The following is a 15,978-nucleotide window of genomic DNA, read 5'->3' as shown; positions in this document are numbered from 1 at the left end:
CGCCGCGGCCGACGGCAGGCCCCGCCGCCCGCCGTAACAGGCCGAGAGGGCCGTGGCGGGCCGTGGCGGGCAGTCCGTGCCGGTTGCGGGCGGTCAGTCCCGGTTGATGACCTCGCCCTGGACCACCTTGTCCCCGGAGGAACCAGGCCCGCCGTCCGAGCCGCTGCCGGAGCCGGGCCCACCACCGGGGCCGGCCCCGCCGCCGAAGCCGGGTCCACCGCCGAAGCCAGGTCCGCCGGGCCCTCCGAAGCCGCCCGCGGGCCCTCCCGGCGGCATCGGCACGGCGCGGCCGAGTATCGCCCGGTCCACCCGGCGCCCGATGAACGCCCGGGCCTGCGGGATCAGCAGGACCAGCGCGACCGCGTCGGAGACGAACCCGGGGATGATCAGCAGCAGCCCGCCCAGCATGGCCAGGCCGGTCCGGCCACCGCCCTGGGGCGGGCCGGGCTGCACCCCCTGCTGCTGGGCGTTCACGGATGCCGCGAGGTTCTGCCAGGCGCTGCGCCCGGCGCGCTTCACGGCGGCGGCGCCCAGCACGAACCCGGCGAGGATGCACAGAAAGACCACGAGCCAGTTGGTCGCCCCGGCCACCACCGTCAGCAGCCAGATCTCCAGCGCCACCCACACCGCGATCGCGATCGGCACGATGGTGCGAGCCCGCGAGCGACGCTGTCGCTGCGGCCTGACCGGGGGCGGTGTGTTCGTCGTCATATCTCAAGTGTGCCAAAGGCCGGGTAAAGCCCGTCGCCGGGCGCCCGTGGCGCTGGACTGGCGCCGTACCGGCCAGCGACGATGTGCGGCGTGACACACCCGGAGCCCTCCGACGACCCCGCGCCGCAGGCACACCAGCCCCGAGCCGCCGACCCGCACGCCGGATCACCCGGCGGTCCTGCCCCCGAGGGCGACACCCTCGCCGACCGCCTGGCCCGGATCGAGGCCCTGCTCGTCCCCGCCCGGGCCGAACCCGGCACAAGCCGGAACGAGGCCGTACCGGCTTGGCGCCGGGCCACCCGGGGGGAGCCGCGTTGGGCCGCGACCGCCTCCGTGCTCGCGGTGGTGGCGATCCAGCTCGTGCTGCCCGACCGGCTGGTGGGCCACCCCCGGATTCTGGTCCCCGTGGTGGAGGCGGCCCTGCTCGCCTGCCTGATCGCGCTCAACCCGCACCGCATCGAGCGCGGCTCCCGTACGTACCGGGTGCTCAGCCTGGTGCTCACCCTGGCGATCGGGGCCGCGAACCTGTACTCCGTGGTCCTGCTGGTGCGCGGGCTGGCCGAGGGCACCGACCACACGCCGGCCGGGAGGCTGCTGCTGACCGGTGGCGCGATCTGGCTGATCAACGTCGTGATCTTCGCGCTCGCCTACTGGGAGCTGGACCGTGGCGGCCCGGCCGCCCGCGCGCACGGCGAGCAGGACGTGCCGGACCTCCTCTTCCCGCAGTTGCAGTCCCCGCAGCTGTCGCCTCCGCACTGGGAGCCCGCCTACCTGGACTACTTCTACCTCTCCTTCACCAACTCCACGGCGTTCAGCCCGACCGACGTGCTGCCGGTGACACGGAAAGCGAAGCTGCTGATGATGGCGCAGTCCGCGGTGTCGCTGGTCACCGTGGTGCTGGTGGTGGCCCGGGCGGTCAACATCCTCAACTGACCGGCAGCGGCGGCCCGATGACGCTACGGCAGCTGGCGGCGCCCGGTGATCTTGCTCGCCCGCGCCCCGACGCCCCACGCGGTGACCCGCCACAGCGCCTCGGCCACGATGTTGCGGCTCATCTTGCTGTCACCGCGCTCGCGCTCCACGAAGGTGATCGGCACCTCGACCACGTGGAAGCCGGCCTTCACCGCGCGCCAGGCCAGGTCCACCTGGAAGCAGTAGCCGGCGGAGGCGATGTCGCCCATGCCCAGGCTCTCCAGGGTCTGCCGCCGGAAGGCCCGGTAGCCGCCGGTGACGTCGCGGAGCGGCACGTCGAGCATCATCCGGGAGTAGGTGCTGCCGCCCCGGGAGAGGTACTCGCGGTGCTTGGGCCAGTTCACCACCCGGCCGCCGGGAATCCACCGGGAGCCGAGCACCAGGTCGGCGCTCTTCAACGCGGTGAGCAGCCGCGGCAGTTCCTCCGGCTGGTGCGACCCGTCGGCGTCCATCTCGACCAGCACGCCGTAGTCGTGGTCGATCCCCCACTGGAACCCGGCCAGGTAGGCGGCGCCGAGGCCCTCCTTGCCCTTGCGGTGCATCACGTGCACCTGCGGGTCGTCGGCGGCGAGTTCGTCCGCCAACTTGCCGGTGCCGTCAGGGCTGTTGTCATCGGCGATCAGGATGTCCGCTTCGGGCACCGACGCCCGGACCCGCTTGACGATCGGCCGGACGTTCTCCGCCTCGTTGTAGGTGGGGATGATGACCAGGACCCTGCCGAGGGAGTCGAAGCTCCGCTGCTCGTCCTCGTTCACTGCTGCGTCTGCCCTTTCGCCATGCGCGTGCGCTCCAGCCTGCCGATCGCGGTGGCGGCCGCGCAGGACAGAAGACCAACCATAGCGAGTGCCCACTCAGGTGCCGCACCGACTCGGTCCGCGATCGTCTTCTCGTCGCGCAGCGGAATGTCGGCGCTGATGACCTGCTGGGTGAACTCCTTGCTGCGCTTCTCGATCGTCCCGTCCGGCTCGACCACCGCGCTGATCCCACTGGTCGCCGCGGTGACCACGGCCCGGCCGTGCTCGACCGCGCGCAGCTTGGACATCGCGAGCTGCTGGTCGGGCTGGCCGGTGCGGCCGTAAGTTGCGTTGTTGGTCTGTACGACGATGGCGCGGGCTCCGGCGTTCACTGTGTCGCGCACAATTCCGTCGTAGGCCACCTCGAAGCAGATCACGTCGCCCAGCTTCGCCGGTCCGATCTGCATCACACCGCTGCCCTTACCTGGGTAGAAGTCCTTCGGGATCTCGTTCAGCATCGGGATGACCTTGGTCAACTCTTTACGGAACGGGACGTACTCGCCGAACGGCACCGGGTGCTGCTTCGTATAGTGCGCGCCCGGGCCGGTGACCGGGTCCCAGACGATCCCCTCGTTCTGCACGTGCGCCTTGTCCGGGCCGTCGACCAGCGCGCCGACCAGCACCGGCACACCCACCGCCTGGACCGCCTCGGTGATCTTGTCGTACGCCTGCGGGTAGGTGAACGGGTCCAGGTCCGAGGAGTTCTCCGGCCACAGCACGATGTCGGGCTTGGGCACCTTGCCGGCCTTGATGTCCGCGGCAAGCTTGAGGGTGGCCTGCACGTGGTTGTCCAGGATCTTCATCGGGCGGCCGAGGAAGTGCATGCCGGGCTGCTGCACGTTGCCCTGCACGATGGCGACCTTCACGTGCCCGACGGCGTTGGTGTGGATCGGCACGAGCAGGCCGGACAGCAGCACCGCCGCGGCCAGGACGAGCGCCCCGGCCGCGGGCAGGACGCCCCGCACGGTCAGTGCCCGGGTCCGTGGCGCCTCGGGGCGGGCGCGGTACGCCCGGTGGGCGGCGAGCGCCGCCGCGGCCAGCAGGGCGCCGCTGAGCGCCACCGCGAAGCTCACCAGCGGGGCGCCGCCGAGCGCGGCGAGCGGGGTGAACGGCGACCCGGTGTTCGCGAACGCCAGCCGGCCCCAAGGGAATCCGCCGAACGGCAGCCGGTCGCGGACCAGTTCCTGGGTCACCCACAGGCAGGCCGCCCACAGCGGCCACCACGGCAGCCGGCGGGCCACCACCATCAAGGCGGCCATCACCACCAGGTAGAGCGCCTCGATCGCGGACAGGCCCACCACGGCGAGCCAGATCACCGACCGCAGCCACAGCAGCAGCCACAGGAAGAACGGGAACGCGAAGGCGAAGCCCAGCCAGGCGCCCTGGCGGACCGTGCGGCCCTCCAGCACCAGCGCGAGGCCGGCCACCGCGACCAGCGACAACGGCCACACGCCGTACGGCGGGAAGGCGGCGGCCATCATCAGGCCGAAGGCCGCGGCCACCCCGCTCCTGGGGGCCGCGGCCCTGGCGGTGGCCTTCCACCGGGCGCGCCGCGTCGCCGGTACGACCGGTACGACGGTCACGTCGGCGGCAGGCACGGCCACGGGGGGCGCCGCGGGGGCGTTCGGCGGACGCAGGCGCACGGGGGTGGCCTTCCTGCAGGTCGAGAGAGTTGTCGAAGGTGACCGTACCTCGTCTTCCTGGCGGTTCGGCCGGGGCGGGGTCCGCCCGTCCCGCCGATCCCCGTGGGTTCCCGGACCTCGCGGCACGCGGGTGGCTCGCCGCGCCGTTCTCCCGGCGCGATCAGCCACTGACCAGGAGTGGTCCCTCAACCGGCGGAACGGGGCAGCCGGGCGGGTCAGGGCCCCCAACGGGAGCGGGCCCGGACACCCTTCGGGCCGACCTGGGAACCGCTGGCTGCGGCTCGGCACCGAGGCCGTTGTCTACTGGGCGTCCGGGCCCTTCCCGGGTCACACCTGTCGATCGGGCGGCACTCCCCCCGCGTTCCGCGCCGCGGACGCTGGACCTGGCTGCCAGTGGCGGCGCGCGTGCGGCGCGGCGCCCCATGGCCCAGCGGTGTTCGACGCAACCGCGGAGAGCCCCCGGTCCGACGTCCTGTGGTGGACCTGGCCGAACCTACTCGCCCCCGACCAGCCACTGTCAACACCCCTGTGACCTGCGGACTCCCGGTAAATCAGCAGGTCAGTGGCGAGGCACCGGCGCGACCGCGACACGCCGCCACCGGTCCACCGCACACCGTTCGGCCGCATGCCGGAAAGCGCAGGTCACCCGTTCGGCGGGCGGTGGATCGTGCGACCGGCGACGACCGTGCGCAGCGCGGTGGGCAGCGGCGTGCCGGGGGTGAGGTCGGGCAGGCCGGGGGTGCCGGAGCGGGGGTCGGTGGACCAGTTGGCGACGCGTTCGTCGGGGGTCTGCACGATCAGGTCGCCGACCTGCCAGACCGCGTAGTCGGCCGGGGCGCCGGGCACGAGCACGCCGGCGTCGTCGCGGCCGAGGGCGCGCCAGCCGCCGCGGGTGTGGGCGTTGAAGGCGGCGCGGGCGGAGATGCGGTGCTCGGGCGTGCGGTGGAAGGCGGCCGCGCGGACGGTGCCCCAGGGGTCGAGGGGGGTGACGGGGCTGTCGGAGCCGAGGACGAGCGGCACCCCGGCGCGGGTCATCGCGGCGTACGGGTTGAGGGTGCGGGCCCGCTCGCGGCCGAGGCGGGCCGCGTACATGCCGTCGTCGCCGCCCCAGGCCGCGTCGAAGGCGGGCTGCACGGACGCGATCAGGCCGTACTCCGCGAACGCGGCGATCGTCGCGTCGGTCATCGACTCGGCGTGCTCGACGCGGTGCCGCAGGGCCCGTACGCGGTCCAGGCCGGCCGTGGAGGTCGCCGCGCGCACTCCGTCGACCACGGCGGCCACCGCGGCGTCCCCGATGGCGTGGAAGCCCGCCTGGACCCCTGCCTGGGTGCACAGGGTGAGGTGGCGGGCGATGGTGTCGGCGTCGAGGTAGGTGACGCCGCGGTGGCCGGCCTCCGCGTCGGGGCCGTGGTCGGCGTACGGATCGTGCAGCGCGGCGGTGCGGGAGCCGAGCGAGCCGTCCACGAAGAGGTCACCGCCGGCGCCGACCGCGCCGAGGTCGCGCAGCCGCTCCAGGTCGGCCGGGCCGCTCACGGGCTCGGCCCAGTAGCCGTGCACGCGGGGGCCGGGTTCTGCGGCGGCGAGGGCGAGCAGGCCGGTGAGGTCGTCCTGCGAGGAGATGTCGGGGCCGGCGCACTCGTGCAGGCTGCCGATGCCGCGGGCGGCGGCGTGCCGGAGCGCGGCGCGCTGGGCGGCGGCGCGCTGGGCGGGGGTCACGGCGGCGTACGCGGCCGCGCGGGCGGCGTGGTGGGCGTCGCGGGTGAGCGGGCCGGCCGGGTGGTGGCCGGGCAGGTCGGCGGCGCCGGGCACCAGGTCGAGCAGGGCGGTGGTGACGACGGCGGAGTGCACGTCGGTGCGGGCGAGGTAGAGCGGGCGGCCGTGCACCGCCCGGTCCAGCTCCTCGCGGGTCGGCGGGCGGCCCTCGGGCCAGCGGGTGTCGTCCCAGCCGTGGCCGAGCAGCACCCGGTCGCCGGGGTGCGCGTCGGCGTACGCGGCGGTGCGGTCCAGCGCGTCCGCGAGGGTGGGAGCCGCGCCGAGGTCGAGGCCGGTCAGGGCCAGGCCGGTGGCCGTGGTGTGCACGTGGGCGTCGACGAAGGCGGGGGTGACCAGCGCGCCGTCGAGCTGGACGACCTGGTCCACGCCGTCGGCGAAGGAGTCGGCGGCGCCTTCCGAGCCGACCCAGGCCACCGTGTCGCCGTCGACCACCATCGCGGTGGCGAAGGGGTCGGCGGGGCTGTAGACGAAGCCGCCGCGCAGCAGCACGGTGCCGCCGGCGGGGCCGTCCAGGTCGTTCGGGTCGGGGGTCGTGGTCGCCGCTGCGGCGGGGCGCTGGTGCATACCGCCAGTCTCCCCCGGCCCGGGCCGGGATCAGATCCGGGGGGGCCTGGACTCGTAGGCGGTGGACAGGACCACGGTGGTGCGGGTGGAGACGCCGGCCAGCGACCGTATCCGGGAGAGCAGGTGCTCCAGCTCGATGGGCGCGGAGACCCGCACCTTGAGGATGTAGTTCTCGTCGCCGGCCACGCTGTGGCACGCCTCGATCTCGGGCACCTCGGCGAGCCGGTCGGCGATGTCGTCGGGCGCGCTGGGGTCGAACGGCTTGACGGAGATGAACGCGGTCAGCGACAGGCCGACCGCTTCCGGGTCGATGACGGCCGCGTACCCGCGGATGACGCCGCGCTGCTCCAGCCGGCGCACCCGCTGGTGCACGGCCGAGGTGGACAGGCCGGTGGCCTTGCCCAGGTCGGTGTAGCTCATCCGCCCGTCGGCGACGAGCAGTTCCACGATGTGCCGGTCCAGCTCCTCCACAGCCGACGACCTTACCGGCCCGGAGGGGTTCGCGGTCACGGGACGGCCGGGCTCGGGCTGGTCGGTCATGGCACCAGCATCCGGCGCAGGAAGGCGTTGCCGAAGGTGCCGTCGGGGTCGGTGGCCGCGACCAGCGCCTGGAAGTCGGCCATCCGGGGGTAGAGGCCGCGGACGGTGGCGGGGTCGGTGGTGGCGAGTTTGCCCCAGTGCGGGCGGGCCGCGTAGGGGGCGAGGGCGGCCTCGATCCGGCCGAGCACGGGGGTGACGGCGGCCGGGTCCTGGCGCCAGGTGAAGTGCAGGGCGACGGTGTCCTGCCCGTAGGCGGGGCTGAGCCAGAGCCGGTCGGCGGCGACGGTGCGGACCTCGCAGATCTGCAGGACCGGCGCGACCGTCTCGCGCAGGGCGGCGACGGCGGCGATCGCGGCGGTGGCGTGGGTGCGCGGCACGAGGTACTCGGACTGGAGTTCCTCGCCGCTGCTGGGGGTGAACTCGGGGCGGAAGTGCGGCAGCCGCTCGTGCCAGGGGCCGGGGGTGCCGTCCTGCGGGGTGCAGTGCACCGGGTCGACGCCGGGCACGGGGTGCAGCGGGCCGGGGGCGGGCGCGGTCCAGGGCAGTTCGGGTTCGGGGGTGCCGTCGAGCCGCTTGAGCCATATCTGGGTGAAGCGGTCGGCGCGCCAGTCGGTGAAGAGGCTGACGCTGTAGGCGGCGCCGGTGAGCGCGTCGAAGTGGGTGAGGGCGTCGTCGAGCGCGAGGCCGGTGCGGGTGGTCTGCCGGACCTGGAAGGTGGGCACCACGTCGAGCGTGAGGTGGGTGGCGATGCCGAGCGCGCCGAGCGCGACGACGGCGCCGTCGAAGCGGTCGCCGTCCTTGTCGCGGCTGAGGCTGAGGGTGTCGCCGCCGGAGGTGACCAGGTCCAGGGCGGTCACGGAAGTGCCGAGCGAGCCGTTGGCGTCGCCGGAGCCGTGGGTGCCGGTGGCGACCGAGCCGGCCACCGAGATGTGCGGCAGGGAGGCGAGGTTGGGCAGCGCGAGGCCGTGGGCGTGCAGGTGCGCGGCGAGTTCGGCGTAGCGCACTCCGGCGGCGACGCGGACGGTGCCGGCGGCGCTGTCGATGTCGATCTCGGCCGGGAGCGCGGTGAGTTCGACGAGATCGCCGTCGGTGTCGGCGATCTCGTTGAAGGAGTGGCCGCTGCCGAGCGCCTTGACCCGGCGGCCGCCGGCCACGATCGCGCGCAGCTCGTCGAGGGTGGCGGGGCGGTGCACGCGTTCCGCGGTGAAGGTGAGGTTGCCCGCCCAGTTGGTCCGCATGCCGTGCCACTCCCGCCCGCCGGCTCTCCGCCGGCACAACCGCGCTGGTCCCCGCCCTTTCGCCACCCTATAAGGCGGGTCGGCGGGGCACGGCCCGGGGCATTCCGGGGGCGTACGGGCGCATGGCGGGGGCGCATCCACCGCCCGCCCGGCGAGTGTGACGAAGGCCACACGGCGACCGTGCGGAGCACTCCGTATGGCGCGATTACCCGCGTAGCGCGGCGGGAAGTGCTCGCTATGGCCGCGTGCCTGATGCCGGGCCGGCCCAACGGAGGGCAACACCCAAGGGGGAACGCAGTATGCGTAACCATGTGCGCCACAGCCGCAGCGTGCGGACGACATCGGCCGTCGCGGAGGGGCACGAACGCGACCTCGTGCTCGCCCCGGCGCCCGCCCCCGCGGCCGAGGACGCGGACCTGGCCGACGGGTACGACGACGCGGAGGAGCCGTACACCGACGAGGAGGGTGCCGAGGAGGAGGGCGCCGACCTCGCCGATGTCGTACGGCTGGCCTGCCCGGTCTGCGCGCGGCCGATCGCGGTGGCCGGCGACGACAGCGTGCTGCCGTCGCACGCGGTGTGCCCGAACCCCTGGCAGCCCTTCGGGCTGACCGTCTGCACCGGTTCCGGCCGCGCGGTCGCCGACGCGGGGTCCCTGGAGCCGCTGGTGCTCGCCCCCGCGACCGAGCAGTTCACGGCCGCGCTCCCGCTCGACTGGCGTACGCAGCCCTTCTCCCACGTCGGTGGGCCGGGCTCCCGCCCGATCCTCGTCCCCCTCCAGCGCGACGCCCACCCGCTCGCGGCCTAGGCGTCATCACCGCGAGCGCTGTCGACACGGCCCACGGCGGGAAGCCGTACCCCCCGCCGCGGGACGCTAGTCGCGGGACTCGGGTCCCACCAGGTGCCGGGCGATCACCATCCGCTGGATCTGGTTGGTGCCCTCGACGATCTGCAGCACCTTCGCCTCGCGCATGTACCGCTCGACCGGGAAGTCCGCGGTGTAGCCGTATCCCCCGAGCAGTTGCACCGCGTCCGTGGCGACCTGCATCGCGGTGTCCGTGCAGAACAGCTTCGCCATCGCCGCCCGCGCGCTGAAGTCCTGCCCGGCGTCGCGCAGTCGAGCCGCCGTCAGGTAAAGCGCGCGGCCCGCCTCGACCCGGGTGGCCATGTCGGCGAGCATGAACCGCAGCCCCTGGAAGTCCGCGATCGGGCGGCCGAACTGGCGGCGCTGCCCCATGTAGCCCACCGCGGCGTCGAGCGCGGCCTGCGCCACGCCGATCGCGCACGCGGCGATGCCCAGCCGCCCGGCGTCGAGCGCGGCCAGCGCGATCGCGAAGCCCTGTCCCTCCTCGCCGATCCGCCGCTCGTCGGCCACCTCGACCCCGTCGAAGTGCATCTGGGCGGTCGGCGAGCCCTTCATGCCCATCTTCCGCTCGGGCGCGCCCGCGCTCAGCCCGGACGCGTCGCCGGGCACGAGGAAGGCGGAGATGCCGTGCGCGCCCTCGCCGCCGGTGCGGGCCAGCACCGTGTAGAAGTCGGCGACGCCGCCGTGCGTGATCCACGCCTTGGTGCCGTCGATGGTCCAGGAGTCGCCATGGCGCACAGCCCGGGTGCGCAGGCTCGCCGCGTCGGAACCGGAGGTCGGCTCGGACAGGCAGTAGGCGCCGAGCAGTTCGCCGCCGAGCATCGCGGGCAGGTGGTCGGCGCGCTGCTGCTTGCCGCCGAACGCGGCCACCGCGTGGCAGGCCAGCGTGTGCACGCTGACACCGAGCCCCACGGTCAGGCGCGCGGCCGCCAGCTCCTCCAGCACCTGCAGGTAGACCTCGTACGGCTGGCCGCCGCCGCCGTGCTCCTCGGCGTAGGGCAGGCCGAGCAGTCCGGAGCTCCCGATCAGGGCCATGGTCTCCCGCGGGAAGCGCCCGGCCTCCTCCTCGGAGTCCGCGGCGGGCGCGATCTCGCGCCGGGCCAGGTCGCGGGTCAGGTCGAGCAGGAAGCGGGCCTCATCGGTGGGCAGCTGCCTTTCGACCGGCTGCGGGCCTTGCTGGGGCATGACGGCACTTCCTCCCTGTGGGGTGGCGGCGGCCCCTCGCCTGGGTGTGGTGGAGCCGTCCGGTGAGAACTACCCCGATCCCGTCGCGGTCTCCCACGCCGGGTCGCGGCAATGGTGATCAACGGGTCCGGCGGATGGAGTATGCCGTACGGCGGCGTCCCCGTCACAGGCGATTCCCCGCCACAAGCCCCCCGGCGGGTCCGCAACCGCGCGGGCGGCCGACCGCGTCCCCTGGTTCGGTGCCCGGGTGGTCCGGGCGGTCGCGGGTGATCCTGGCGGATGCCGGCGAACGAAGCGGAAGGGCCACGTACGCTGCTGCGCATGGAGAGCTTGGGGGCGGCCGATCCCCGTTCGGTGGGCGGGTATCCGCTCTTCGCACGGCTGGGAGCGGGCGGGATGGGACAGGTCTACCTGGCCCGCACGGTCGCGGGGCGGCCGCTGGCGCTGAAGACGGTCCGCGCGGAGTTCGGCCTGGACCCGGCGTTCGGCGAGCGGTTCGCCCGCGAGATCAGGAACGCGGACCGGGTGCGCTCGCCGTGGACCGCCGCCGTGGTCGACTACTCCCCCGTCGGCGCGAGCCCGCAGTGGCTGGCGACCGAGTACGTGGCCGCGCCGTCGCTGGCGGACTGGGTGCGCGAGCACGGGCCGCTGCCCGGCGACAGCGTGGCGGCGCTCGGCGTGGAGCTGTGCGAGGCCCTGCACGCGGTGCACCACGCCGGGCTCGCGCACCGTGACGTGAAACCGTCGAACGTCCTGCTGCCGCGGGCCCGTCCGCTGCTGATCGACTTCGGCATCGCCCGTGCCGCCGAGGACACCCGGCACACCAGCACCGGTGCGATGATCGGCTCGCCCGGCTACATGGCACCCGAGCAGGCCGCCTCCGGGACCTCCGCCGAGCCCGGCGATCTGTTCTCGCTCGGCGCGGTGCTGGTCTACGCGGCGACCGGCCGCGGCCCGTTCAACCACCCCGGGGAGACCGCCTCGACGCCGGCACTGCTGTACCGCGTGGTGCACGAGGAGCCGGACCTGAGCGGAGTGCCTGACGCGCTGCTGCCGGCGCTGACCGCGCTGCTGGCCAAGAGCCCCGGGGACCGTCCGACCGCGCTGGGGGCGGCCGAGTTGCTGCGCGGACCGGGCGGGGCGGCTGCCGCGCCGTCGCCCTGGTCCGGGCACCTGCCGCCGGGGCTGCCCGACGAACTGGCCGCCCGCGAGGAGGAGATGCGGGCGACGCTGGGCGATCCGCCGGCGCCCGACGCCGGCCCGGGTCCCGCCGGTCCCGCCGAGCCGCCGGCCAAGCCCGCGACGGCGCCCCCGGCCGCTCTGCCCGCGCCCGGCGCCCCGCCGGTGGCGGCCACCACGCCCTACGGTCCGGCGTCCACGACGTTCCGGCACCCCGCCTACCAGGGGCCGCCGGCGGCCACCGGGCAGCCGGCTCAGGGCCCGCCCGGGCAACCGCTCGCACCGCCCGCCCACGGCTCGCCCGGCGGCCCGAACCGCGGCGGGGGCCGGCGGACCACGGTCGTCGCCGCGGCGGCGGTCGCCGTCGTCCTGGTGGTCGTGGGCACCCTCGCGGTGCACCGCTGGCGGCAGCACACGGGCTCCGGCGACGGCTCGAACGCGGACGCGCCCACCACCTCGGCCACCGCGACCACGAACGGAACGGGCGCGGCCGGCGGCTCCACCGGCAGCGGCGACTCCGGCTCCGGTTCGGGCTCCGATTCGGGTTCCGGTTCGGGCGACAAGCTGCCCTCCTCCTGGATCGGCACCTGGTCCGGTGTCGGTCCCGGCCTGGCCTCGGTCACCGGGAAGACGAAGGTCACCCTCACCCTCACCGGCGGCACGCGCGGGAGCGTGGTCGGCAAGGAGGTCACCCACGTCACCGCGCTGCTCTCCGGCCAGGACATCGGCTGCACCGACACGCTCAGCTTCAGCGAGCAGGAGGGCTCCACCGTGATCTTCCAGGCGGTGGCCAGCGCGCCGTCCGACCCGTCCAGCGGCACCGTGTGCGTCCAGGGCCGGATCTACACCCTCAGCATCGACATCGGCGGCGACACGCTGCGGCTCGCCGACTTCAGCGGCGGCCAGTCGGTGGGTGCGCCCGACACGTTCACCAAGCAGAACTGACCGGTCGTCACGGGCCGGCCGCCGGCCCGCCGACCAACCGGCCGGGCGCCGGCGCGGGCGGCCTCAGCTGGCGTCGGCGAGCAGGAGGGTGCCCAACTGCTCGGGCGGGGCGGGACGTCCGTAGAACCAGCCCTGGCCGGTGTCGCAGCCCAGGTCCCGCAGGTAGTCGGCCTGGGCGCTGGTCTCGACGCCCTCGACGGTGACGGACAGGCCGAGGCCGTGCGCGAGGGAGACGATCCCCTCGACGATCTTCAGGTCGACCGGGTCGGCGGGGTGGTGGCTCATCCCCCGGGAGAAGGCGCGGTCGAGCTTGAGCACGCTGACGGGCAGCCAGCGCAGCGAGGAGAGGTTGGAGTAGCCGGTGCCGAAGTCGTCCAGGGCGATCTCGACACCGAGGTCGGCGATCCGGCGCAGCGGCTTCAACGCGTCCTGGTCGGCGCCGATCAGCGCGCTCTCGGTGACCTCCAGGCAGAGCGACTCCGGGGCGAGCCCGCTGTCGTCCAGCACCCGGGTCACCTCGGCGACCAGGTCGGGGTGGTGCAGCTGGATCGGCGAGAGGTTGACGTTCACCCGGGGGGCGCGTGCGCCGTGGTGGCTGCGCTGCCACACCTCGGCCTGCCGGACGGCCTGCTCCAGCACCCAGCGGCCGAGCGGCACGATCTGCCCGGTGTGCTCGGCGAGCGGGATGAACCGGTCCGGCCCGAGCACGCCGTGCACCGGGTGGCCCCAGCGGACCAGGGCCTCCGCGCCGTGCACCACGCCGTCGCTGAGCCCGATCAGCGGCTGGTACTCCACGAAGAACTCGCCGCGCTCCAGGGCGCCCGGCAGCCGGTTGGTGAGGCTGTGCCGGGTGATCGCGCGGGCGTCGGCGTCGGGGTCGGCGACCTCGTAGCGGTTGCCGCCCAGTTCCTTGGCGCGGTACATGGTGATGTCGGCGCTGCGCAGCACGTCGGCGGCGGCGTGCGAGGCGGTCGGGGTGAGCACGATGCCGATGCTGCCGTGCACCGGCAGTTCGCGGCCGTCGAGGAGCACGGGCGCGGACAGCGCGGACAGGATGCGGCCGGCCAGATCGGTGACGGCCTCCAGGCTCGGCGGGTCGGTGTAGAGGGCGACGAACTCGTCGCCGCCGATCCTGGCCACGAGCTGGTCGGGCGTGGTCAGGCAGTCCCGCAGCCGCTCGGCGACGGCGACCAGGAGCTGGTCGCCCACCGCGTGGCCGAGGCTGTCGTTGACCGCCTTGAAGCCGTCGAGGTCGAGGTAGCACAGGCCGATCCGGCGGCCCGGGCCCGTACCGCCGCCGTCGGTGGAGGCGGTGGGGGCGCCGGTCGCTGGGGCGGCTGCGCGGTGTGAGCGGTCGCCCGGTGTGCCGCCGTCGGCGCCTTGCTCGGGCGGGGCGGGGGCCGCCGTCGCGGCGGATACCCCGGGCGCGTCGGTCTCGGCTGTCGCGGCGAGTGCCTGGTCGAGCCGTTCGAAGAACAGGGCGCGGTTGGGCAGGCCGGTGAGGGCGTCGTGGGTGGCCTCGTGGCGCAGCCGGTGCAGCAGCTGGCGGCGCTCGGTGATGTCCTCCAGCAGGGCGAGTTGGTACTGGGGGCTGCCGGTGGCGTCGCGGAGCAGGGAGACCTGGAGGTTGGCCCACAGCACGGAGCCGTCGGCCCGGGGGTACGCCTTCTCGATGTGGTAGCCGTCGCGTTCGCCGCGGACCAGTTCGCCGTTGAGGGCGACGGTGGTCGCCGCGTTGTCGGGGTGGGCCCACTCCGAGACGGTGCGCTGCATGACGTGCTTCTCGCCGCCGAACATCCGGCTGAGCGCGTCGTTGACCTCCACGACGCGGCCGTCCAGGTCGGCGATGCCGATGCCGACGGCGGCCCCCTCGAAGACCGCGCGGAAGCGGGCCTCACTGGCGGCCAGCGCGCGTTCGGCGTCGGCCTGGGCGGCCAGCGCGGCCCGGGAGATGGACTCCTGCTCGTTCAGGGTGCGTTCGCGCAGTGCCTGGGAGAACCCGACGGCGACGGCGTGCTGGAGGCGGGAGCAGCGGGCGCGCGCCTCGTCGGCGGGCAGGCCGCCGCCGGGCGGGCAGTACAGCACGAGATAGGCGTCGATGATGCCGAGGATGCTGGGCAGCGCCTCGGGGTCGGTGCAGTGCGCGCCGACCAGCGCGGCACCGACCGGCACGGCGGCGCGCGGGTCGAACCGGTCGGCGCTCAGCGCGGCGCTGAGCACGCGGGCCAACGGCCTCAGGTACGACTCCAGTTCGGCCCGCGTCATGGAAGTGGCGGTCAGCGGGTAGACCGCGCGGCCCCATATGGCGGCGAACCTGCGCAGGTTGTCCTCCGCCTCCGCTTGCGCGGAACCCTCCGTCCCGGCGTGGGCTTCCACTTCGGCGGCGGATTCGGCGGCGGATTCCGCCTCGGCGCCCGCCTCCGCCTCGGCGGGGCCTGCCGTCCGGGCGGTGTCTGCCGGCCGGGCGGGCACCGCGGTTGCGGCTCGGGCTCTGTTTGCGGCGGTGGCCCCGCTCCTGTCGACGGCTCCGGTGGCGCCGGACGCTCCGATTTCGGCCGCGGCCGCGCTCCCTGACGCGCTCGTGGTCACGCTCCCGGATACGCTTCCGGACGCGGCGGCCGGCTCCCCGCCGGCCCGCCGCGCCGCGTCCCCGGCCGCGGCCGGCTCGGCGGTCACGCCTTCAGCCCCACACCGGCGAGGCCGTGCAGCACCGACGGGTCGTCGTCGTCGGCCGGCGGGGTGTCGGGCCGCCAGAAGGGCAGCGGCACGATGCCCGGCTCCACGATGTCGAAGCCGTCGAAGAAGGGCTCCAACTCGGCGGCGGTGCGCATGATCAGCGGGGTGCTGGTGCGCTGGTAGACCTTCTGGACACCGCGCTGGCCGGCCGGGGTCGGGCCGTACTCGACGGTGGCGTGGGTGATGACCATGACGCTGCCGGGGGCCAGCGCGTCGCGCAGGGTGGCGATGAGTTCGGCGGGGCGGTCGTCGTCGGCGAGGAAGTGGACGACGGCCACCAGCATCAGCGCGACCGGCCGGGACAGGTCGAGCAGCCTGCCGGTCTCGGGGGCGTCGAGGATCGACCGGGGGTCGCGCAGGTCGGCGGCGACGATGGTCGCGTCGTCGTTGCCGTCCAGGACGGCGCGGCTGTGGGCGACCGCGACCGGGTCGTTGTCGACGTAGACGACGCGGGCGCCGGGGTGGCCGGCCTGGGCGACCTCGTGGACGTTGCCGAAGGTGGGGATGCCCGAGCCGATGTCCAGGAACTGGGTGATCCCGCGGTCCAGGGCGAAGTCCACCGCCCTGCGCATGACGGCCCGGTTGGCCTGGCCGATCTTGGGTATCCCCGGCAGCGCGCTGAGCGCGACCCGAGCCGCTTCCCGGTCGACCTCGAAGTTGTGCGAGCCGCCCAGGAAGTAGTCGTAGATCCGGGACACGCTCGGCACGGTGATGTCGATGCCTTGCGGGGCCCAGGACGGTCGCTCGGTCACGGTCGGTGTCTCCAGGTCGGGGGGAGTGCGGACACGGCAGGCGGGCACGGCCGGATCGGGCAGACTCCCGGATGCTCAACCGA

General features: G+C 74.6%; 12 protein-coding genes. 3 read left to right on the top strand and 9 right to left on the bottom strand.

What is annotated here, in order from left to right; translation table 11 throughout:
* Positions 1-93: 93 nt before the first annotated feature.
* Positions 94-711 carry an FxsA family membrane protein gene (gene fxsA, locus OG896_RS34730; RefSeq protein ID WP_329371742.1) on the bottom strand — a complete coding sequence of 206 codons (618 nt, stop codon included), beginning with the start codon at positions 709-711 and terminating at the stop codon, positions 94-96.
* Positions 712-801: 90 nt separating this feature from the next.
* Here fxsA and OG896_RS34725 point away from each other — a divergent pair, with 90 nt between their 5' ends.
* Positions 802-1,644, top strand: a complete 843-nt coding sequence (locus tag OG896_RS34725) for a DUF1345 domain-containing protein (RefSeq protein ID WP_329371739.1) — start codon at positions 802-804, stop codon at positions 1,642-1,644.
* 23 nt (positions 1,645-1,667) lie between these two features.
* Here the strand turns inward: OG896_RS34725 and OG896_RS34720 are convergent, their stop codons facing one another.
* The 5 genes from OG896_RS34720 to OG896_RS34700 all read right to left on the bottom strand — a co-directional run bounded on the left by OG896_RS34720 (position 1,668) and on the right by OG896_RS34700 (position 8,235).
* The gene (locus OG896_RS34720) at positions 1,668-2,438 is read right to left on the bottom strand and encodes a polyprenol monophosphomannose synthase (RefSeq protein WP_329371737.1); all 771 of its coding nucleotides are present in this window, start codon (positions 2,436-2,438) and stop codon (positions 1,668-1,670) included.
* Positions 2,435-4,114: an apolipoprotein N-acyltransferase gene (lnt, locus tag OG896_RS34715; RefSeq protein WP_443057278.1), complete on the bottom strand. Its 1,680-nt coding sequence runs from the start codon at positions 4,112-4,114 to the stop codon at positions 2,435-2,437. The genes OG896_RS34720 and lnt overlap by 4 nt, the downstream gene beginning before the upstream one ends.
* Before the next feature lie 648 nt (positions 4,115-4,762).
* Positions 4,763-6,457 (bottom strand): amidohydrolase, encoded by a 1,695-nt coding sequence (locus OG896_RS34710; protein WP_329371735.1) that lies wholly within the window; start codon positions 6,455-6,457, stop codon positions 4,763-4,765.
* Between the two features lie 30 nt (positions 6,458-6,487).
* Positions 6,488-6,928 (bottom strand): Lrp/AsnC family transcriptional regulator, encoded by a 441-nt coding sequence (locus OG896_RS34705; RefSeq protein WP_328473841.1) that lies wholly within the window; start codon positions 6,926-6,928, stop codon positions 6,488-6,490.
* Positions 6,929-6,993: 65 nt separating this feature from the next.
* Positions 6,994-8,235: a D-arabinono-1,4-lactone oxidase gene (locus tag OG896_RS34700; protein ID WP_329371733.1), complete on the bottom strand. Its 1,242-nt coding sequence runs from the start codon at positions 8,233-8,235 to the stop codon at positions 6,994-6,996.
* 329 nt (positions 8,236-8,564) lie between these two features.
* Between OG896_RS34700 and OG896_RS34695 the strand changes: the two genes are divergently transcribed.
* Entirely contained in the window at positions 8,565-9,041 is a 477-nt protein-coding gene (locus OG896_RS34695) for a hypothetical protein (RefSeq protein WP_329371731.1), read from the top strand.
* A gap of 66 nt (positions 9,042-9,107) precedes the next feature.
* On the opposite strand, the gene OG896_RS34690 is transcribed toward OG896_RS34695, so the two are convergent.
* Positions 9,108-10,283 carry an acyl-CoA dehydrogenase family protein gene (locus OG896_RS34690; protein WP_329371729.1) on the bottom strand — a complete coding sequence of 392 codons (1,176 nt, stop codon included), beginning with the start codon at positions 10,281-10,283 and terminating at the stop codon, positions 9,108-9,110.
* Positions 10,284-10,604: 321 nt separating this feature from the next.
* Between OG896_RS34690 and OG896_RS34685 the strand changes: the two genes are divergently transcribed.
* A complete protein-coding gene (locus tag OG896_RS34685; RefSeq protein ID WP_329371727.1) occupies positions 10,605-12,407 on the top strand; it encodes a serine/threonine-protein kinase in 1,803 nt (600 codons plus the stop codon).
* Positions 12,408-12,470: 63 nt separating this feature from the next.
* On the opposite strand, the gene OG896_RS34680 is transcribed toward OG896_RS34685, so the two are convergent.
* Entirely contained in the window at positions 12,471-14,783 is a 2,313-nt protein-coding gene (locus tag OG896_RS34680) for a putative bifunctional diguanylate cyclase/phosphodiesterase (protein ID WP_329371725.1), read from the bottom strand.
* 296 nt (positions 14,784-15,079) lie between these two features.
* Positions 15,080-15,895 (bottom strand): SAM-dependent methyltransferase, encoded by an 816-nt coding sequence (locus OG896_RS34675; protein WP_329371723.1) that lies wholly within the window; start codon positions 15,893-15,895, stop codon positions 15,080-15,082.
* Between the last annotated feature and the right edge of the window lie 83 nt (positions 15,896-15,978).

Origin of the sequence: Streptomyces sp. NBC_00669 (assembly GCF_036226785.1) — a bacterium.
Taxonomy (GTDB): Bacteria; Actinomycetota; Actinomycetes; order Streptomycetales; family Streptomycetaceae; genus Actinacidiphila.
Note: the sequence above shows the minus strand (reverse complement) of the source record. Positions and strands in the feature narration are given on the sequence as shown.

Coding starts and splice junctions, on each gene's coding strand:
- fxsA (WP_329371742.1), bottom strand. CDS start 711: ATGACGACGAACACACCGCCCCCGGTCAGGCCGCAGCGACAGCGTCGC.
- OG896_RS34710 (WP_329371735.1), bottom strand. CDS start 6,457: ATGCACCAGCGCCCCGCCGCAGCGGCGACCACGACCCCCGACCCGAAC.
- OG896_RS34700 (WP_329371733.1), bottom strand. CDS start 8,235: ATGCGGACCAACTGGGCGGGCAACCTCACCTTCACCGCGGAACGCGTG.
- OG896_RS34690 (WP_329371729.1), bottom strand. CDS start 10,283: ATGCCCCAGCAAGGCCCGCAGCCGGTCGAAAGGCAGCTGCCCACCGAT.
- OG896_RS34685 (WP_329371727.1), top strand. CDS start 10,605: ATGGAGAGCTTGGGGGCGGCCGATCCCCGTTCGGTGGGCGGGTATCCG.